The organism is Lederbergia citrea, assembly GCF_018343525.1.
Lineage (GTDB): Bacteria > Bacillota > Bacilli > Bacillales > Bacillaceae_C > Lederbergia > Lederbergia citrea.
On sequence record NZ_JAGYPH010000004.1, the window covers coordinates 74,552 to 94,814 of the forward strand.

Here is a 20,263-nt window from a genome sequence, read left to right on the forward strand (position 1 = left end):
TCGTTAGTCATTAACCAAATTATAGCGTGGATCCTTTACATGGAAATCTCTCTCTAGATAGATATTTCAAAAAAAAATACAGCTTTTTCAGCTGTATTTCATGGGACACTATGCTAAAAGTCATCTGTCAGAAGGTGGAAATATGATACCTTACAGCAAAAATCGCCGCTTGAGTCCGATCTCTTAGCTCTAGCTTACTAATTAAATTGGAGACATGGTTTTTAACGGTCCCCTCTGTGATAAATAGTTCTGTTGCAATTTCTTTATTGTTTAAGCCTAAACCGAGCTTGTTTAATACTTCTAGCTCTCGTTCCGTCAAATCATTGATAAGCTTAGGAACTTTAGTTTCATGATCGGTTACTTGATTTTTTCTCATTTCTTTTACAATTTCAGCGGTTAATTCTCTTGGTAACACCATTCCGCCAGATTGGACGGTCATAATTGCTTGGACAATGGCATCAGTAGGCATATCCTTTAATAAGTAGCCACTAGCTCCTTCTTCAAGTGCTTCAAAAATGAATGCACTATCATTGAATGTTGTAAGCATCAACACCTTGGTTTCGGGTAGAGAGGAAGTTATTAACTTTGTGCCTTCAACCCCATTTGCGATAGGCATACGAATATCCATTAACACAATATCTGGACGAAGACGAGTCGCCTTTTCAAATGCTTCCTTCCCATTTGATGCAACACCTACTACATCAATTTCTGCTTTTAGATTCAGTATCGTAGCTAGACCATCCCTCATTAATTCTTGATCGTCAACGATTAAAATTCTTATCACTATGCTCCCCCCATTTCCCATCGAATTTCTTTCAATGGAAAACTTGCTTTCACGATAAACCCTTCTGATGGGTTGCTTTCAAACACAATTTGGCCACCGTGCTCAACTACTCTTTCTCTCATATTTTTCAATCCGAATCCAGGACTTACCTTGCTTAATCCTTTTCCATTATCTTTAATAGAAATATCAATGATAGAATCGGATATATCAATGAATACGTTGCATTCCGTTGCCTCGCCATGTCTGACGGCATTTGTAATCGACTCTTGTATGATACGGGTTAAGTCTAATTGAATCGAAATCGGTATTTGTGAAACATCTCCCTTTAAATAAAAATCAGATTTCAACCCCGTCATCTTTTGGTAATCTTCTAGGATTTTTCTTACTATTGTAATAAATGAATGATTTTGGTCATTTTCTCTTAAGGTACGAACAGATAAACGCAATTCTTGCAGAGCATTTCTCGCTAGTTCTTCACAAAGGAGAATGGTTTTCTTGCTCCTTTCGGGTTGAATATCCTGGAGTTCCTTCGCCACTTGCAACTGAACGAGTAATGCTGTCATTTTATGACCAACAGTGTCATGAATGTCTCCTGAAATACGGTTACGCTCCCGAATAAGTGTTAACTCTTCTACCTGCTTAGAATAATGATGTAACTGTTGATGTGCATTTTTTAAAGCAAGATGTGTCTCTTGAAGCTCGTCATATTGATTTTCATTTTTTTCTTGTGCATGCATTAACTTATGTATGAGCCGGCCAACAATGGCTTCAAAAACAATAAAGGTAAAGTTGATGATATTGCCTGCAACATCGATGATTCCTGTTACTTGATACGTATAGATCATACATATCGTCCAAATAAAGAAAAATGCAAGGGAAAATCCCCAAATCACTCTTTTATTTTCGGCAATTAAAAAGAGAGTGACGGCATTAACTCCAAACAAAATCAAATAAAGGGTCGGTCCCGGAAAGAAAAAAACAAAGCCAAGAATGAAGACTGAATCAAGTGTAAGAGCTAAAAGGAAATACCTATTTACTAAAGGGGAAGCTAATATTAAGTGATTGATACAGAACCCTAATGCAGCTACAATTACAAACACGATTTGTTGGGTTGTATGAGTTTCAACGGAAATATAATAAATATAAGAGAGCAAGACAAACATAATCAATCGAATACTGCTTAAAAGGGTTAATTTCAAAAAATCACCTCTTTATGAATAGATAAAAGAAACCTTCTTATCATTGGGAGCTGACATACAGCGGCTCCCATTTATATCTGGTTACAATTATTATAATCGTATTATTTATATTTGGTAAGTCTATTTACTGAATATTAAGAAGCCTTTTCTTGCATTAAAGCCTATTAATAAGGTTATAGGTTTTTGAAACAATTTTACATTTCATGAGGTACATGGACAATCATGATTAGTTAGAAAACATACTTTGTAGTGTAAATGTGCAATAAGTGAAAGGAGAGTTAAAATGGAGAATACGGAAGGAAATGGTGGGTTTGGGTTTGCTTTAATTGTAGTGCTATTTATTTTATTAATCATAGTCGGTGCCTCATATGTAGGAGGTGCAGGGGTTGGTGACCCAGTAGTCGTTGGTTTCTTTCCGTTCTTCCCGTTTTTTTGGTGATAAGCCATATCTTAACAAGGCAACTTCCTATTGGGCGTTGCCTTGTCCTAGTTTATTTTTCCTCTTCTTAACATTTCTTAGGACATTGCTGAAGGTTTTCTTGAGATAAGATAGGGACATGGATTGAACTTTAACTTACTATTTTAGCATTGTAGCTTGGAGGAATTCTTTTGTGCGTTTTTCTTTAGGATTCTCAAAGAATTCGCTTGCTTTGTTTCTCTCGATGATTCTACCTTCATCCATATAAACAATCCAATCTGCAACCTCACTGGCGAAGCCCATCTCGTGGGTAACTACCACCATCGTCATACCTTCATCAGCCAACTCCTTCATTGTAGCCAAAACTTCACCCACAAGTTCGGGGTCAAGGGCTGATGTAGGCTCATCAAAAAGCATAATATCAGGCTGCATGGCAAGTGCCCTTGCAATCGCTACGCGCTGCTTTTGCCCACCGGACAGCTTGCTTGGATAAACATTCGCCTTATCCTCGAGGTCAACCTTTTGGAGCAACTTCTTAGCTTCGGCAATGGCCTCATTCTTAGGAATTTTCTTCACCATGGTCGGTGCTTCAATTATATTTTCAATAACTGTTTTATGCGGAAACAGGTTGAAATGCTGAAAAACCATTCCAACCGTCTGACGTACATCATTGATATTGTGCGTCTTAGGGGTAATCTCTTTTCCATGGATGAAAATTCTTCCATTATCCTTTTTTTCTAAAAAGTTAAGGCTTCTTAGGAGTGTACTTTTACCAGAGCCAGAAGCTCCGACTAAGCATACTACTTCACTTTCATATACTGAAATATTAATATCCTTTAACACATGCAAACTACCAAATGATTTATTTAAGTTTTCTATTTTAATCATTTCTCGCTCATTCACTTAATTGTCCTCCTATCGATCACTAACTGCCAGTCTTTGTTCAAACAATCTAACCGCAAGGGTCAACAATGCAACAAGCACTAGATAATAAACAGCAACGATTAACAAGTAGGTCATTTCATCAAAATTATTGGATCCTAGCGTGGTCGCAACATTGAATAGTTCATTCATGGATATGAAGGCTGCCAGTGATGAATCCTTTAGTCCGATAATAAATTGGTTCCCAAGGGGAGGCAGCGCCCTCTTGAAAGCTTGTGGAAGAATAATTCTACGCATTGCGAGTCCTCTGGTCATACCTAGGGAACGTCCGGCTTCCATTTGTCCTTTATCAATGGACTGAATCGTCCCGCGGAAAATTTCTGCAATATAAGCACCGTTATGAAAGGCAAGAGCCAGTGCTGCTGCCCAAAAGTCAGGGATAAGGAAAATTCCGCTGAAACCAAAATACAGTATGAAAATCTGAACAATAAGTGGAGTTCCTCGTACTAGGAACACATAAACATCCGAAATATAACCAAGCATTTTAATCTTGGAAATTTTTAGAAGCGCAAAAAATAATCCAATTAAAATTCCAATTAAAATGGAAACAACAGTAAGCTTTAAAGTCAATAGTGTTGCTTCGATGAATAGGCCCTTACTGCTAGTTAATGTATTTAAAAAATGCGAAAAACTTGGCAAAACTACGTCATCCTTTCTTTCTGATTACCGATTTATTATTCTGGTTTTTTCGTAATATCCTGACCAAAATACTTTTTACTGATTTTTGCAAGTGTTCCATTGTCACGAAGCTTTTGAAGTGATTCATTTACCTGCTTAAGAAGTTCAGGATTGTCTTTCGGAACAACTATAGCCTGCTCGCTTCGCTCGATTAGCTGCCTTTCCGTAATTTTAAATCCTTCTCGCTTTGCACTTTTCCCAGTAACAAAATCGGTAATAACAGCGTCATGCCTGCCAATGCTAAGTGCTTTCAAAGCTGTAATATCACTATCGTACATTTTAATATTGTTCGTATACTTATTTGCTGTTTCAGCATAGGTAGAGCCTTTTGCTACAGCAACTTCTTTTCCCTTTAAGTCATCTACTGTTTTAATTTTGCTGTCAGGTCTGGTGAAAATCTGGGGTCCTGAGTAGTAATATGGCGTGGAAAAAGCCACTTGTTTGGCCCGTTCCGAATTGATTGTGTGGCTAGCGACTGCTACATCTGCCCTGCCTGTCTTAATACCCTCAATGAGTCCTTTAAATTTCATTCTCTTCTGGACTGGTTCCAGTCCCAGTTCCTTTCCAACAGCATTCCCAACCTCGACATCGAAACCAGTCATAGAAAGATCATCATTTTTAACATAGCTAAATGGCTTAAATTCTCCTGAAGCTGCAAAAATAAACTTATCCTTATCTATCAACTTAGCGCCGTCCGAAGATTGCTCCTTTTGGGCACAGGCTGTTAGCATACCAATTAAAAGTATGGTCGCTAGCATATGTATAAATCTTATCCTCATTGCCTGATTATTCTCCTCTCTTTTCAAGCTTGATAGTTATTTACCCAGCGTTTAATAGTTTTAACCACGGAGGAAAAAGGTAAAGTATAAAATAGTAGCAGCATACCTTGTTTCACCCCCTTTCATTAGTGGAAAATATAATCAATGTATTTAATTTTTCTTTTCATCAAAAAAGCAACCTCAATCCTAAATCCGCCTTTGGAATAAGGATGAGGTCGCTTTTTTTTATTTGCTTTAATTCATTTACCTTTAATACTATTTCTAAAGTTTTCGTAATCAGTCTTAATATAATGAAATAACTTTGCGTTGCCTCCATGATCTGGATGAGTTATTTTTAATAACCCTTTATATTCTGATAACACTTCTTTATTAGTAGCCATTTTTGAAAACCCTAATTTTTTACTATAATTTTTAGATTGAGTGATAGTGGTGAAATGATAATTCTCTTTTTTGCTTTCTTTTAAATTTCTCAATTCATAACGTAATTCCATATTTTCCTTTAATAAATCATTTGATGCATTTTGTAATATACTTACCTCATTCTTTAATATCACCAATTCTTTTTTCAGCTTATCTCTCTGCTGGATTATACTTTGTTTTGCATTCTCATGAAGCTCTTCCATTCCTTCTATATACTTATCTTGTGCTTGTATTTTTGATTTTAAGCGGTGGATGATTTCGTCCATGTTTTGATCAATACGATCATTGATTAACAGCTTTGTTGTTGTGTCATTAATGATGTATTCAGTCTTCCTTTTCTCGTTTGCTTCTTCGTATTTAATCTTACCTTCACCCAGCCAACGTCTAACAGTTTGAACACTAATACTTTCTGTTAGTCCCGCGTCCTTTAACAGCTCAATAGCTTGGTCTATGTCATCTATTATGTATCCAGATTTTCTATTCCCCTTTCCTCCCTCGTATTTAATCTTACCTTCACGCAGCCAACGTCTAACAGTTTGAATGCCAATACTTTCTTTTATTCCTGCGTCCTTTAACAAGTCAAATGCTTGATCAGTGTTCACAATGTTCCCTCTTTCCTTCTTATTACAATATGTAAAGTTTTACTAAATGATATTGTTAAAAAAATGAGTCATTTTAGTATGTAAGTTGAATTTTTTTAATCATATCATAGTAATTTTTTATACAAAGAACAAACAGATAAAGAATAGATAACAAATATCACAGAAGGATAACGAAAGCATTTCAATAATTAACAAATCAGAGGAAAAGAGGTCAACATTACCAATATAGTGTGATCACATAACTTTAATCTTTTTAGAAGAGGTAGTTTAGTTGAGTAAAGTTGAACTTTTTAGTTAAACCACGAGAGGCTACCTTAAAATAGGTAGTTAAAAATGGGGAGCGAATACGAAATAATAGATTAACGGAGTAATGCTGAAAAAAATTTGGAAATCCAAGCGTCCGTTATCATTTTCCGGCTGTTAGAGAAAAATTTAACATGTCCATGATGTCAATCAAGCTTTAAACTTTTCAGTCTGAAGCCATTGGTTGAAATACTGTGATGATGAGTAAGGAATACATCATTCATCATTTACAATAGAAATATACCCACAAATACTTTCAAGACCAAAACAAAAGCGAACAATACTAGGTATCGTTCGCCTTTTAAAATTAGTTTAATTTAGTTAGCATTTCCCCAATTGCTTTAACACTTGAATATTCTTGTTCAACTGATGATTTAAGAATTTGTTTTTCGTCCTCTAACGCTTTATTTAATATCTTCAATTCTTTTGAAACCTCAGCATTCTTTTGACCGCGTTTTTTGATAAGAGAATTGATTGGATCATATAAATCTTCATGGCCCACAATTCTGCCAGCACCCCACATCAATCTGTCAGCGGGTTGATTTAGAACATAGTCCGTAAAGTAATTGAAAACTTCCTTATCGAAATCATAAGCATACCAGTTATTATCAATTCTCCATAAATATTCATCAAGCGCCGTATTGATGTCACCTTTTTTCAAAGACTCAATAGAAAGCGATATGTTTTCAATATTATTTTGTGAGTGTTCGTGAGGAAAAATCGGTTCATCTTCCCATGTAAGTTTGACTAATTGATCCTGCGCAACTTTAAATGTTTCTAAAAGCACCTTGTTTAACTGTCTACTTTCAGCATATAACTTCTTAGCTGCATGATCATCGCCGTCATTTAATGCTTTCTGATAACTTTCATTTATTTTGTTAACTTCATCATTTACCTTTTTGGCATAACCAATTACCTTGTCTACCTCTGAAACAAGCTTATCTGACGATACGTCTATTTGATCAAAAATATCTTGGTTGATTGATTTCTTTAAAGCATTTAAGCGAACGGTAAAATCGAGAGGAACAACTGCCGTTTGATCATAATACATCGTCAATAAACCATATAAATTATGATGGAACAAAAATGCTTTTTCATTATAAGTCTCTTCATTATCAAACTGAGAGTGATAATGAGATCTCATGAAATCACTATCCTGAAAATCATTTCGAAGAGCTGGAACACCCGCAAGGGAGAATGAAAAGTCATCTGACCATGTTCTAAGTGGTGAAACAATGGATATTCCTTCTTCATATACTCCATTTACACTTGGCACATTCTTTGCAAAGTTTTCAAGATAATTCTTAAGTTCGTATACAGATCGAATTTCATCCATTGTAGTATGTTCATAAGCTGGTAGCTCGAAGTTAATATTGGCAACAGCCTTCCCTACCCATTCTGGATGAATGTTGAAAATTTGATTATATGCTCCCGTTGACCAATCATAACGAGTATTTGAAACTCCCCATTCCTCAGCAGCAAGTGCATTAAATATAATCGTTTTTTCTGGTTGGTAACCACTATCGACTAATCCCTTTGCGATTCCTAGCATAAGAGCGATAGCAGCATTATCGTCTTGGAATCCTGCAAAATAGGAATCATAATGCGCTGATAAAATGATATATGACTCTGGGTCTTTCCCTATGATTTTACCGTAATAGTTATAAGTCTTTCCATCAAATTCGACAACTGACTTTGCGTCAAAATTGACCTTATAAGAGCCTGTTTTGCTGGCACTAATTGATTTCTTTAATACTTCCGCATCGTTTTGGGACATTGAAAATACTGGCGCATCATCTGGTCCACAAATATCTTGTGCATTTAAGGCATTAGAGTCAACCTCGGAATAGCCACCTTCTTGTACAACAATTACTGCAGCGGCATCTTTTACATGTGCTTGATATGCGGGGTAGTTTACCCACCATTCCTCACGCTGATTAATATCTACTATCACGAGCTTACCTTTGACATCAAGCCCAGCTAAATCATTTTTTGTACCTTTTCCTGCATAAACAACTTCAAACTCTTTGAATCCTTTTGTATCGAAGTTCGTTTGATAGCCTCCTAGAACAAAAAGATGTTCTTTTCCATTTTCATCTGTATATTTCATATCCGCTTTTTCAAATTCCCACGTATCAACTGTAAACTCATCTCTCGTTACTTCGGTTAGTCCAATTTTCTTCATTTCTTCAAAAATCTTATTACCTGTTTTAATCTCTGCTTCCGAGCCAGCAGGTCGATAACCTAGTTTTTCATTCGACTTAAATTCTTCTAGACTTTTTGCAAAGTTAAAAGAATAATCAACATCAACTTTTGATAAATATTTATTATTTGCAGATTCAATAGCAGCAGTTTTTTCACTTTTATTTTTAGACTCATCTTTCGTTTCATTGCTAGAATCATCTTTACTGCAAGCAGAAAACACCATTACTATCATAAGAGACAATACTATTAAGCTTAAATTCTTTTTCATTTATTTAAATCCTTTCATTGTATAATTACTGAATAATTAAACATTATTTCCCTTCATTTATCAAGACATTCCTATTGCTTTGTTTCTATTTGAAATATCCTTGAGGGAATAATCCATAGAGTAAGAGGTCTTTAATTTAATCATAATTAGCAAATGAACTTTGAATAAAAATCGGTAAAAGTAAAAATAAATAAGAAAATAGGAGTGGGCTATATACGTAGCCCACTCCTATTTAACTAGTCCGTCACAACACCATCAAAACCGCTTTCCGCCGTTCACTGTTAAATGAAAGTGAGACTTATTTTTTAAAAATCCCAAACGGTTTTCCTATTGGTAGGACAATTCGTCCAAAGTGTGTATTTAACACGTTCGCCGCTGAACCATAGAAAGATAGCAACGCGATGCACAATTCAGCTATTGCCGCCAGCATAGAGGTAATATTGTACAAAATATTAAAAGAACTTAATGATAAGCCAATGAATAGGAAGTCAATAAAGACAAAAATGATGAACAACAGTTTATTTGTTTCCATGGCCCCAATCGTCATAAAAATACTGAAAATCAAATAACCGATAAATGCAAATCCAAGTTGTCTAATATCTCCGTCTGTGGCAAGTTTTTCGCCAAAAAACCCCAGTTGGATTAACCATGTTGTTCCGATACCAAGCCAAAATAGTCCATATGCGCCGAATGCTGTTGTCCCAAATATATTGTTAAGCTTTGCATCTAAAACCGACGCATAAACTTGAGCTAGACCGCCTAAGAAAAACACCCAGGGCAAAAGATAAGAAAATCCCTCCGTTATGCCCAACTTTTGTGATGATGCTACCAACGTTACCATTGCTAGACCGAACAAGCCTATTGCGGATGGATCTGCTGTTGTTATTTTTACTTGTGTGTGATTCTGAGTATCCATTACTTCCTCCTAAAAATAAATATACCTATGTACTTTATAGGATAAGGTAAGGACTGTCAAATAAGGTCATGTTAAGATGATTCCATTCGATGTATGGCACGCCCTAGTTGATAGAAGGGGCGGGGTTGGTATGTGAAATATTATTTGAGTGCATGTCTCAACTCTTCGATACCTTTATGTTTCCAGAAACGAGGATAGAACCTAAAATCACAATTGCCGTACCTATAATAAATTGCAAGTTTACAGGGGTGCCTATAATTATAATTTCGGTTAATATAGCCCAAAAAACATATGTGTTATTAAGCGATTGCCCCCTTGCAGCACCGATTAAATTAATTGACGTGTAGTATAGAGAATAATTAGCCGTTCCTAAAAAACCTGCTATGACTATTATCCATACGATATTAGATGACGCTGCTTGAAATGCTAAAGGGTACCCATGAATAAATGGTACAATTAATAGTGCATAACTTAATGCAGAGGTCATCTGTCTTATATTAATGGCATATAGCGGAACAACCTCTTTTCCTTTCATTCCCCAAGCGCCGATCACACCTTCAATCCCCCAAAATATGGCAGCCCCTAAGGAAAACAATATTCCAATGAAAAAATTACTTCCGCCGGTAAACTTCGCTGGCACATAGGCTAATATAATCACTCCGATGATACTTAAAGCAACGCCCAGCCAAGTTTTTCCGGTCATTTTTTCCTTCAAGAAAGTGAAAGCGAGTATTGCACCTATCCCAGGGAATATAGAAGCAATACTTGCCGCATATGTCGCTCCTGCATGCTGGATCCCAAGAAAATAAAAGGTCATTGCCAAAGGCCCACCGGCCAATGCTCCTAAAACTAAAATCGCTCCACTTTTTGTTTTAAATAACCTTAACACATGAATAAATTCACCTTTTACAATCATTAATAATGATATCCATAGGGAGGAGAAAAAGTCATGCATGAAAGCGGCTATAATTGGAGCAATTACGACAGCCTCTTTAAAAGGTGAACTAGCTATTATAATGCCAATGATGACAGTATCAATTCCCCAAGCAATGGCCGAAGTAGCTCCTAGGCCTATCCCAATTTTAGCTCCTTTAGTACCTTTTACATTCATGAAACTCTACCTCTTTTCCCAAAATCATTTCACCGGGACCATGCCAAATTAATCATTTGATTCAAATTTAATTGTCAATACAAATTTCAGATATTGTAGATTCTGAACTGTCAGGATAGGAACAGGAATGAACATCCACCAGAAAATGTGAACTGATACATACACATATATTCCTTTGCTTATAACTTTTCCGTGCCAGCTGGTATTGTATATTTAATTTGCCTGTTAAGAATGGAGTTTATTCCTAAAGAAAGGAGTTAACATGAAAAAGACCAGGAAATCGGAAAATATAATTCACGATAACCTGGTCTGCATGAGATATTTTTTATATTTTTTGGACAGCTTCTCATTATAAGGACCCCGAGTATCATGTATTCGAAGTCTTTGTCATTCTGTTATGATTATTATTTTACTTCAATTACTACAGACGAACTTGCCAAATCCACAGATGAGGCCTCTAATATAATAGTTCCTGGTTGATCAGTAGCTTTCACATAGATTAATAATTTCCCGTGATAGGCCTTTCTGTAGTTAGCCTTATAATCCTGATGGCTTTTAGGGTTACTACATTCTATCCCGATTATTTCACCAGGTCCTTCGATGTTACAATGGATTTCATTAACTGCGTCATAGACAAGGTTATTATCTTGATCTAGGATATTGACTTCTATATGGGCGACATCTTGTTTGTCGGCTTTAAGAGTGAGCGTATCCGGATGTGACAGTAACTTAACGGGCTCTCCGGCTGTCTTTAATTCATGTGTACAACTAATTGTTTCATCTCTTTTCCCTATCACTTTTAATGTACCTTTTGCGTATGGAATGTCCCAAAAGATCGTTCCAAAGGGGAAGTCCTCACGTTTTTTGACACCAACAGATTCACCATTTAACAGTAAGTCCACTTCAGGACAATTTGTACAACAAGCAACCCTTACTGTTTCTCCATCAGTCCCTTTCCATTGGCAGACAACTTCATGGTCCCAGTTAATATGATCAGGATTAGCTTCCTTAATGGAGGTCAATCCTATATGAACCATATCTTTATCAGACCATTGGCTCTGTTTAAAAAAGTATAAAGGTTTTTTGAACCCTGCTAGATCGAGCATTCCAGGAGTAGCATGACGAATAGGCCATCCACGAGCTTCTCCCAAATGGTCAATCCCTGTCCAGATAAATTGTCCTGATATAAAGTCATTATTTTCTACAGCCAACCATGCATCGTGATGTCTTCCGTTTTCACTTCCATATATCACTCTATTAGGGTATTTTTCATGGTCTTCATGATAAAGAAACTCTTGATAGTTATAACCCACCACGTCAAGAGCATCCGGAAAATCAGTTTCATTTGACATGATAGCACTTGCTAATGCAGCTGTAACGGGTCTTGTTGGATCATATTGTTTTACAACATTTGCAAGCCTCTTGGCAATATCACCCATGCCCTTTGCTTCAGGCTTGCCTGCTTTGTAACGACCTTCGAGTACCGGATGTGAATAAGGATCATTAGGATAATCAATTTCATTCCCTATACTCCAGAAAACAATTGACGGATGGTTGCGATCTCTTAAAACCATATCCCTCAAATCGAGCTCTGCCCACTCTGTAAAGTCAGAAGCATACCCATCTAGTGATGGTTCGCCTATATTCCAACCCTCTACCCATTTGTTCTTTGGATATTCCCATTCATCAAATGCTTCGTCTTGGACTAAAAAACCAAATGAATCACACATATCTAGTAACTCTGGTGCAGGTGGATTATGACTCATTCTAATTGCATTTACACCAGCTTCTTTTAAAAGTTGTAATCGTCTATGCCACACCTTTTCAGGAACTGCCGCACCAAGACACCCCGCGTCATGGTGGATACAGACACCTTTCATTTTGATACTCTTTCCGTTAAGATGAAATCCTGAATCCGCGTCAAAATGAAAATATCTAATACCAATTTGAGTAATCTCCAAATCTATTAATTCACCATCTTTTATCACTTTTGTTTCAATACTATATAAATACGGATGATCCGGTGACCATAGATTTGGCTTTTCTAGGAAAATAGAATGCAAAAAGTCTTGTTCATCATTTGCTCGAATCGTCTCCATGTATGAACTAGCAATCACTGCTTTTCCGTCAGCATCTTTAATTTGATGTTCAATTTGGATATTAGCCACACTACGATATTCATTTTTTACACCTGTTTGAATTTCAACCTCTGCTTCTGATGCTGAAATTTTCGGGGTTGTGACGAATATTCCATACGGCTTGATATACACTTTATCAGTCAAATTAATAAATACATTTCGATAAATACCAGATCCCGTATACCAACGTGAATCAGCAAAGTCTGAGTGATCTACCTTCACAGCAATCACATTTTCCTTCTTATCAAAATGTAAATATGGGGTCAAGTCATATTGAAATGAGCTATATCCATAAGGCCTTTTACCAAGATAATGTTCATTGATCCACACTTCGCTATTTTTGTATATTCCATCAAATTGTATAAATAGTTTCTTTTCCTTCAGGCTATCAGGGACAATAAAATTCTTCCGATACCAACCAATACCTCCAGGCAGATAGCCGGTTGCACTTGCATATTCCCGCTTAAAAGGGCCTTCGATGCTCCAATCATGTGGTAAATCTAATGTACGCCAATCTGAATCATCGAACCCAACTCTAAATGCACTAGAATTATCACCTTTTAGGAACTTCCAATCAAAGTTAAATTTCCTACTCTTAACTGACAGATCCCACTCTTGCTTCATTACATTTACCATACTCAGCCCACACCTCTTATCTTTTAACTAATTTAATCTGACGAATTAACAAAGGGCTATCAAGCATGTGATAGCCCCTTGTTCTCTTGAAGTCATTCTAAAGTTAATTACTTTCTACAAGCTTTTTATATTCATCCATCTGTTTTTGAATTTCATTTAATACTTTTTCATAACCTGCTGCCTCTAATCTCTTCCTTAAGTCTTGAACAGCCTTATCTGGGTCTCCCGCTTTACCAAACGCAATAGCTGGTATAAGCTGTGCTGTCACTTGTGAAAGTGCAGCAATTTCGGCATCTACAGGCTTACTATCAAAAACAAATTGGCCATATGGGAATGGGTTCTTAATATTATCGTATTTTGCGTAAATCCCCTCCATTCCATCCCATTGGTCTTCGGATGGAATTTCGAATTTGTCTACACGGCCACCCCAGAAGTTAGAACTAAATGAATCTTTTGTATCATCATACCCTTCAGGACGAACACGTTTACCGTCTACAATTTCGTATTGAACGCCTTCAATACCGTAGTTGAATAATCTATAAATTTCCTCGTCATTACGGATTAAATCATATACCATAAGGGCACGCTCTGGATTTTTACTATGAGCTCCTACGGCTGTAGCACCATGTGTAATGGACATTGAAATTAAGTTGTCACGTGTATCAGACCAAGCAAACATATCGATTTCTGAACCAGGTTGTTTTTTATCCATTTGCGGGCGTAAACCTGAGAATGTTTGCGTATGATGCTGGTCTGCACCCGTTTTACCAGCCTGGAACAACTCACGAGTGTCACCTTTGTAATTCAATACATCCGCACGCCAATAGCCTTTATCTGCCCAATCCTTCATCAGTCTCGCATAGTCTACAAAAATTTGATCAAACACTGGGCTTGTAACAGTGGTGAAATCTTCATATGATTTACCCCAGTAAATCGGGAATACTCCTGTAGTAATAGGAAGTTCAATAGCATCTGAATAAGAATTTACGTACCCCCATGCTGTCGTAACATTTGTTCCTTGTGCATCCCAAGGAACGACGCCTGGTTTGTTATCAATAATTCCCTGGAAATACTTTCCTAGCATGTCAAAATCTTTAATATGTTCATTAATGCCAAATTCTTTTGCCCAATCCGTACGATAGAAAAATCCGTGGTTAACCCATTGTGTAAAAGAGTCTTCAGGAATCATCACAATTTTCCCATCGTATTTTGTTTCCGCCCAGTGTTCTTCGGGAACTTCTTGCCATGTCTGAGGGGCATATATAGGTAGAAGGTCAGAAATATCTAAGAAAGCACCCTTTTGAGCATTTCCCCATGCATCTAACCAATCAGTTGCTGTGATAATTAAATCAACAGGTTCACCAGAAGCTAGGGTAAGATTATATTTTGTCATATAATCCGCCCATTCAATCCATTTCAACTCAAGATTAGCGTTTACTTTTTCCTTTAATTTAGCATTTACTTGCTCCATTACTTTCTCAAGCTGGCCATTTGTCGGTTTATCTCCTAACATCATGTACGTAATGGTAACGAATTTAGACGTATCAACTTCCCCATCCTCGTTTACTTTTGTACCGGGATTCGTTTTTTCCGAACCCGTTTTCTTAGATCCGTTGCAGGCCGCAAGACTGAAGGTCAACAGCATGACAATCACTAAAACCAAGAATTTTCTCATCTTCAACATTTTATTGCCTCCCCTTTTTTTATATCTATGAAATGAGGAAGTTCCCCAATCATATTCAATTACCCCTTAACAGCACCAATGGTAATACCTTTAATAAAGTACCGCTGCACAAACGGATAAAACAGAATAACGGGTCCCGTAGCGACAATCGCCGTTGCCATTTTCATCGATTCAAGCGGGACATCTTGTGGCGGCACATTGGATGAAGCAGCTGAATTCCTTATATAATCAGCACTCGTAATAACGTTATAAAGGAATAACTGCAGTGGCCTATATTCCATATTTGATGAAAGGAAAAGCATTGAATGATACCATTCATTCCAATACCCTAGGGCAATGAAAAGTCCAATTGTCGCAAGGGCCGGGGTTGACATTGGTAAGATTAAACGTAAAAATATCGTGAAATCACCCGCGCCATCCATCTTCGCAGATTCTGTAATCTCATGCGGAATTGATTTTGTGAATGCCTTCATCATAATGATTAGAAATGGACTCAACAATCCTGGCAGTAGTACTGCGAGGTAATTATCCTTAAGATGAAGATACTGCGTTACTAAAAGGTAAAACGGGACAAGCCCACCTGAAAAAAGGGTTGTGAAGTAGATATAGAACGATATTTTATTACGATACAAGAAGTCCTGGCGTTGCAAGGCATAGCCCGTCATCGCTACAATAAACAAACCGATCGCAGTTCCGGCAATTGTAATAATCAACGTGACGACATATGATCCAATGACCAGTCTTGGATTTTGAAAAACAATTTCATATGCAAAAGTAGTAAATTCTTTAGGCCATAAAACAAATCCGCTTTCCATAATGGCCTTTTCTGTTGTGAAGGATGAAGACAAGATCATGATAAATGGCAAAAGACAACATAAAGCAAAAAAACCAATGAAACCATATCCGATAAAACGAACCATGATAGTAGAAAAATCTATATTTCTTCTTTCTGTTTTTTCCACAAAATCGTCCCTCCTTTAAAACAATGAATTTTCTGGCGAAACTTTTCTGACAATCCAGTTTGCTGTAATGACAATAAAGAATCCAAGAATAGATTGATATAAACTCACGGCACTTCCCAATGAAAAGTTAAAATTCGTCATCAATGTTCGGAACACGTAAGTTTCAATAATATCTGTCGTTGGATAGAGCATCGTATTATTAGCGCCAACCAAGTTATAAAACAAACCAAAGTTCCCTTTTAAAACGCCGCCTAAAGAGAATAATAGTAAAATGATAAAGGTTGGCTTAAGCCAGGGAATAATGATGTATCGAATACGTTGGAAAGCATTGGCCCCGTCAATTTCAGCTGCCTCTAGAATGCCCCTATCAAGACCCATGATGGCCGCAAAATAGATGATCGATCCATATCCTGTCGACTGCCAAAGGAAAGTGATGACAATAATATATGGCCAAATCGCCGGATTCGAATAGGTCTGGACTGGATCCAAGCCAACAGCTTTCAAAAATGAATTAAGCATCCCATAATCGTAGCTAAGAATGTTGTAGGCTAAAAGTCCAACGAGGACCGCGGAAATAAAATGCGGTAGAAACATAATGGTTTGCGATACTTTTTTAAACCATTTGCTTGCCAGTTCGTTAAGCATAATAGCTACACCTATTTGAAGGATATTACCAAAAACGATGAAAGCCAGGTTATAAGCAATGGTATTAAAGGTCAACTTCCATAGATCTCCTGTCATCACTAGAAAGCGAAAATTTTCAAACCCTATGAAAGCGCTTTTAAAAATTCCCAGAGAATAATCAAAGTTTACAAATGCGAGATATAGCCCCGGCATCGGCAGATACGCAAAGATCGCAAAGAAAATAATAGCAGGTGAACACATAATAAGAAGGGTTCGATTCTTCCATATTCTTTTAAATACAGAATCTTTTGCTTGTTTTTGAATAATAGGTGCATCCGATTGGACAGTTACGGTTTTCATTTAAATCCTCCTAAACAACTTGATTCTTACTCAAAAGCGGAAACGCCTTTAAGAACACTTTATATAAATTAGAAATGGGTATTAGGAATATTTTTCCAATGTTATTAATAGAAAGTTGACAGGAATATGTATGGCAAACAGTTAACATGTGAATAAACGGAAAAATCTTCGGGTTGTTATTTTACTCCGAATATCCACTTATTGATTGAATATACATAAATCAATATAGTTGTTTGGGAAAAATATATCTCTTCATTAAATTCGAATCCTAATTTCCAATTCAAATATGAAACCGGTTTCATTCCCTTGAAAAATAAAGAGATACAAATTATCTGTGATACTATAACCAATATTCCATTTTGGAAAATGAAACCCATTTTAATATTATTGAACTCCAACCTCTGTAAAGAGGTCAAAAACAAATTTTCACCCCGAAAATAATTTGCAGGAATCTCTTAATACGAGTGATGTTGGAACAACTGTTTCTTTCGCTGCTTCTTTCTCATTAATTAAATCTACTAATACATTGATAGCTGTTTGACCCAACTTATCATAGTTTTGACTTACGGTCGTAATTCCTGGAGGGAAATGCTTTGCCAAATATATATCATCAAACCCAACAACTGAAACATCATCTGGAACCTTTAATCCAAATTTGGTAAGAACTTTTATTACCCCGATCGCTACTAGATCGTTAGCACAGATAACCGCTGTAGGCCTTTCTTTTAAAAAGAGCAATTGTGACGCAACTTCTTCGCCAGATTCAATATTAAATCCGGTACCTAAAACCCAATCTTCACTAACACCTAGCCCTTTGCTTTTCATCGCTTGAACAAAAGAGGCTTTTTTAACGTCAGTTGAACTTATTCCTTCCTTTCCACCAAGAAAACCAATCTTTTTATGGTTTAGATTGATTAATAGTTCGACAAGCTTATCAATTCCAGTCTCTTCATCTGTCCTAACTACATGGGCATCTACACCGGCCATTTGACCATTAACAAAAACAATTGGAACTCTCTCCATCACTTTCTTTATTTCTTGAGCATATTCCTGGTCCGTTTCAGTATCATTAATTCTACCGCCCAAATAAATAATCCCATCCACCTGTTTTTCCACTAAACTATGTAAGTATTTAGATTCATTCTCTGAGTTGTTCATTGTATTGCCAAGAAACACTGTATACCCTAAATCTAATGCACAGGCCTCACTTCTTTGAACCAGTGTTGAAAAAAAGGGTGGTTTATGTCCGGTAAGATAAAACCAATCGTTTTCGATTGCTTATGCAATAAGCTTCTTGCTAAACTATTAGGTCTAAAATGATACTTTTCAATCAAATCAGCTATTTTCCGCATTGTCTGTGGACGCACTTTTGCATTTCCCGTTAAGACTCGGGAAACGGTTGCTGGCGATACATTAGCTTCTTTAGCAATGTCATATATTGTTATATTTCCCTTTTTCATAACTTTCCCCCATTTCATTACATTCAAGAAACATTTTTGAAACCGGTTTCATTTAATTGTATTGCCATATTAAACCTAAGTCAATAAAATAATTTTCAAATTTTCCGTAAATAAAAAAACGCTGAACTCTGATAAAAATTTAAATGAGTTTAAAGGAATTGGTAAAACAAGTCTTTTTATCGCCATTAAAAAAGAGCCTATTCAAGGCTCTTTTAAATTTAAAATGTATTTAAATTTTTGTTCAAGAAGTTTCTTCTTTGTCCAATGTCTAGTCTTGGAATCTTTAAGAATTCCCTTATCTTTTTCGTTTAGTAATTATTCAAGTTACCAATAGGCGTTTGAATAATCACAGGCTTTTTAGCTGGATCCAACCACTTTAAGATTTTAATAACATTAGCCTCAGATGTAGCTGTACATCCTAACGTATAGCTATCACCGATATGGAAGAAAATAGCACTTCCTTTGTATGGTGTTCTCTTGGTGTTATAGTTAATGACAAATCCATACTTATACAGTGGATGAGTCATATTTTCAGCACTTTTCCATTTGCCCTTTGTCTTCTTTTTAGATTGCCAGGTGTTATAAAGAGGGGATTTAGGATCATCTACCCAAACATCATCACTCGTAATTTTTCGGTAAGGCAATTTCGTTCCTGGATTTGTTTTTTGACCAAAAGCTGTTCCAATTGTATATTTTCCGACTGGAGAACTCGCTCCACCTTCACGCATATTGTTTGTGAAGCCGTATTTTCCAATATGGCCCTTTATTATCAGAACAGGAATCCATTCTCCCTTTGAATTTTTTTCAAACGTTTGAATGTCAGCAGATCTTGAGTTGAATCCATTAGATGTGACCAGAATCAATTGTTTGTTCTTGTCTACCGTTTTTAAGCCTGTTGCAAGATTATTATCTTTAGGAACAGTTGGTTTTTTGGAAGACAAGTATTTAGTAGATACCCAGCCTATTTTTTTATTTACGGTCACTCTACTCCAACTGCCTTTTTTCTGTTGCACCGTTACAGCTGTATTTTTTTTGACAGTTGCAATGATCTTGGATTTTATTGTGGCCTTTGCTCTTACATTTAGTGAAGTCGCCGTGACATACATCGTCTTACTTGCAGCTTCCGCCTTTTGGTCGTTAACCATAGAGAAACTTACAAATATCAATAACGTTGTTAAAAATATATTTATTAACTTTTTCATGATTTCATCTCCCCCTCAACTTGTAACCGCTCATTAATTACAAGCTTAAGTATAACTCCTAAGTTTAAGTGAATTTGCTTAAAATCTGTGATATATCGAGTATTGATGTAAATAATAAAATTGTAAATTTATAATTGGAGGAGGGCTTGTATGCAACAGGATCAACAAGCAAAAAAAAATTTGGGTTCTATTATAAAACCAGAATTTGCCGGAACTGATGCACAAAAAGTAAAACAAGAAATTCAAAAAGATGTAAGCGAAGGACAAGGTGCAATGACTTCCCGAGAGGCAGGAGCAATGCGAGATTAAAAAACCACTCTGGTGGTTTTTTATTTTTCCGTTTCAAAATTAACACCTTACACCTCTCATTTCGATTTGATGGAGATGCTGCAAATTTAATGATTAAGTACGGTTTGTTAGAAAAACCACCTCAAGCGTTTGACTGTGAATATCTAGCTAAAGAAAAATTAATAAAATATAGCAAATGTGCAAAACTCCCCCGGTCGAATAAAATAAAGGTTGCTTTTGTAGTAGCCGGATTTTTAAGGAAAGCCTCCATTAGTGGAATAAGA

The 20,263-nt window shown here is 36.4% G+C and carries 17 protein-coding genes and 1 pseudogene; 2 read left to right on the forward strand and 16 right to left on the reverse strand.

Features of this window, described 5'->3' with window-relative positions:
* Positions 1–127: 127 nt before the first annotated feature.
* Together KHA88_RS17555 and KHA88_RS17560 are read right to left on the reverse strand one after the other, a co-directional pair.
* The gene (locus tag KHA88_RS17555) at positions 128–784 is read right to left on the reverse strand and encodes a response regulator (RefSeq protein ID WP_213099750.1); all 657 of its coding nucleotides are present in this window, start codon (positions 782–784) and stop codon (positions 128–130) included.
* Positions 784–1,983 (reverse strand): sensor histidine kinase, encoded by a 1,200-nt coding sequence (locus tag KHA88_RS17560; protein ID WP_213099749.1) that lies wholly within the window; start codon positions 1,981–1,983, stop codon positions 784–786. The genes KHA88_RS17555 and KHA88_RS17560 overlap by 1 nt, the downstream gene beginning before the upstream one ends.
* 283 nt (positions 1,984–2,266) lie before the next feature.
* Between KHA88_RS17560 and KHA88_RS21230 the strand changes: the two are divergent.
* Positions 2,267–2,362: pseudogene (locus tag KHA88_RS21230) on the forward strand (YjcZ family sporulation protein); the annotation flags it as partial.
* A gap of 198 nt (positions 2,363–2,560) precedes the next feature.
* Here KHA88_RS21230 and KHA88_RS17570 read toward each other — a convergent pair.
* From KHA88_RS17570 to KHA88_RS17635, 14 genes are all read right to left on the reverse strand, one after another.
* The gene (locus KHA88_RS17570; RefSeq protein ID WP_346729006.1) at positions 2,561–3,304 is read right to left on the reverse strand and encodes an amino acid ABC transporter ATP-binding protein; all 744 of its coding nucleotides are present in this window, start codon (positions 3,302–3,304) and stop codon (positions 2,561–2,563) included.
* Between the two features lie 12 nt (positions 3,305–3,316).
* On the reverse strand, positions 3,317–3,982 hold the full coding sequence (locus tag KHA88_RS17575; RefSeq protein WP_213108541.1) for an amino acid ABC transporter permease: 666 nt from the start codon (positions 3,980–3,982) through the stop codon (positions 3,317–3,319).
* A gap of 35 nt (positions 3,983–4,017) precedes the next feature.
* The gene (locus tag KHA88_RS17580) at positions 4,018–4,800 is read right to left on the reverse strand and encodes a transporter substrate-binding domain-containing protein (RefSeq protein ID WP_213099746.1); all 783 of its coding nucleotides are present in this window, start codon (positions 4,798–4,800) and stop codon (positions 4,018–4,020) included.
* A 239-nt stretch (positions 4,801–5,039) separates the two neighbouring features.
* Positions 5,040–5,822, reverse strand: coding sequence for a hypothetical protein (locus KHA88_RS17585; protein ID WP_213099745.1), 783 nt, complete (start codon positions 5,820–5,822; stop codon positions 5,040–5,042).
* Positions 5,823–6,432: 610 nt separating this feature from the next.
* Positions 6,433–8,598 (reverse strand): M28 family peptidase, encoded by a 2,166-nt coding sequence (locus tag KHA88_RS17590; protein WP_213108542.1) that lies wholly within the window; start codon positions 8,596–8,598, stop codon positions 6,433–6,435.
* Between the two features lie 298 nt (positions 8,599–8,896).
* On the reverse strand, positions 8,897–9,514 hold the full coding sequence (locus KHA88_RS17595) for an acetate uptake transporter (RefSeq protein ID WP_213099743.1): 618 nt from the start codon (positions 9,512–9,514) through the stop codon (positions 8,897–8,899).
* A gap of 157 nt (positions 9,515–9,671) precedes the next feature.
* Entirely contained in the window at positions 9,672–10,625 is a 954-nt protein-coding gene (locus KHA88_RS17600) for a DMT family transporter (protein ID WP_213099742.1), read from the reverse strand.
* A 404-nt stretch (positions 10,626–11,029) separates the two neighbouring features.
* Complete coding sequence (locus KHA88_RS17605) at positions 11,030–13,399, reverse strand: glycoside hydrolase family 2 TIM barrel-domain containing protein (RefSeq protein WP_249306206.1); 2,370 nt, start codon at positions 13,397–13,399, stop codon at positions 11,030–11,032.
* 103 nt (positions 13,400–13,502) lie between these two features.
* Complete coding sequence (locus KHA88_RS17610; RefSeq protein ID WP_213099741.1) at positions 13,503–15,083, reverse strand: ABC transporter substrate-binding protein; 1,581 nt, start codon at positions 15,081–15,083, stop codon at positions 13,503–13,505.
* Positions 15,084–15,142: 59 nt separating this feature from the next.
* A complete protein-coding gene (locus tag KHA88_RS17615) occupies positions 15,143–16,003 on the reverse strand; it encodes a carbohydrate ABC transporter permease (RefSeq protein WP_213099838.1) in 861 nt (286 codons plus the stop codon).
* Positions 16,004–16,060: 57 nt separating this feature from the next.
* The gene (locus KHA88_RS17620) at positions 16,061–16,930 is read right to left on the reverse strand and encodes an ABC transporter permease (RefSeq protein ID WP_430413680.1); all 870 of its coding nucleotides are present in this window, start codon (positions 16,928–16,930) and stop codon (positions 16,061–16,063) included.
* A gap of 525 nt (positions 16,931–17,455) precedes the next feature.
* Positions 17,456–18,304, reverse strand: a complete 849-nt coding sequence (locus KHA88_RS17625; protein ID WP_213099837.1) for a substrate-binding domain-containing protein — start codon at positions 18,302–18,304, stop codon at positions 17,456–17,458.
* Positions 18,220–18,489, reverse strand: a complete 270-nt coding sequence (locus KHA88_RS17630) for a LacI family DNA-binding transcriptional regulator (protein WP_213099739.1) — start codon at positions 18,487–18,489, stop codon at positions 18,220–18,222. Before KHA88_RS17630 ends, KHA88_RS17625 begins: the two co-directional genes overlap by 85 nt.
* 308 nt (positions 18,490–18,797) lie before the next feature.
* Positions 18,798–19,691: an SH3 domain-containing protein gene (locus KHA88_RS17635; RefSeq protein ID WP_213099738.1), complete on the reverse strand. Its 894-nt coding sequence runs from the start codon at positions 19,689–19,691 to the stop codon at positions 18,798–18,800.
* Positions 19,692–19,841: 150 nt separating this feature from the next.
* On the opposite strand from KHA88_RS17635, the gene KHA88_RS17640 reads away from it, so the two are divergent.
* On the forward strand, positions 19,842–20,000 hold the full coding sequence (locus KHA88_RS17640) for a hypothetical protein (protein ID WP_213099737.1): 159 nt from the start codon (positions 19,842–19,844) through the stop codon (positions 19,998–20,000).
* Positions 20,001–20,263 lie beyond the last annotated feature (263 nt).

Excerpts from the sequence above, each read along its gene's own strand:
- KHA88_RS17580 (WP_213099746.1), bottom strand. The coding sequence starts at position 4,800 with ATGAGGATAAGATTTATACATATGCTAGCGACCATACTTTTAATTGGT.
- KHA88_RS17590 (WP_213108542.1), bottom strand. The coding sequence starts at position 8,598 with ATGAAAAAGAATTTAAGCTTAATAGTATTGTCTCTTATGATAGTAATG.
- KHA88_RS17595 (WP_213099743.1), bottom strand. The coding sequence starts at position 9,514 with ATGGATACTCAGAATCACACACAAGTAAAAATAACAACAGCAGATCCA.
- KHA88_RS17600 (WP_213099742.1), bottom strand. The coding sequence starts at position 10,625 with ATGAATGTAAAAGGTACTAAAGGAGCTAAAATTGGGATAGGCCTAGGA.
- KHA88_RS17605 (WP_249306206.1), bottom strand. The coding sequence starts at position 13,399 with ATGGTAAATGTAATGAAGCAAGAGTGGGATCTGTCAGTTAAGAGTAGG.
- KHA88_RS17610 (WP_213099741.1), bottom strand. The coding sequence starts at position 15,083 with ATGTTGAAGATGAGAAAATTCTTGGTTTTAGTGATTGTCATGCTGTTG.
- KHA88_RS17615 (WP_213099838.1), bottom strand. The coding sequence starts at position 16,003 with ATGGTTCGTTTTATCGGATATGGTTTCATTGGTTTTTTTGCTTTATGT.
- KHA88_RS17620 (WP_430413680.1), bottom strand. The coding sequence starts at position 16,930 with ATGTGTTCACCTGCTATTATTTTCTTTGCGATCTTTGCGTATCTGCCG.
- KHA88_RS17630 (WP_213099739.1), bottom strand. The coding sequence starts at position 18,489 with ATGAAAAAGGGAAATATAACAATATATGACATTGCTAAAGAAGCTAAT.
- KHA88_RS17635 (WP_213099738.1), bottom strand. The coding sequence starts at position 19,691 with ATGAAAAAGTTAATAAATATATTTTTAACAACGTTATTGATATTTGTA.
- KHA88_RS17640 (WP_213099737.1), top strand. The coding sequence starts at position 19,842 with ATGCAACAGGATCAACAAGCAAAAAAAAATTTGGGTTCTATTATAAAA.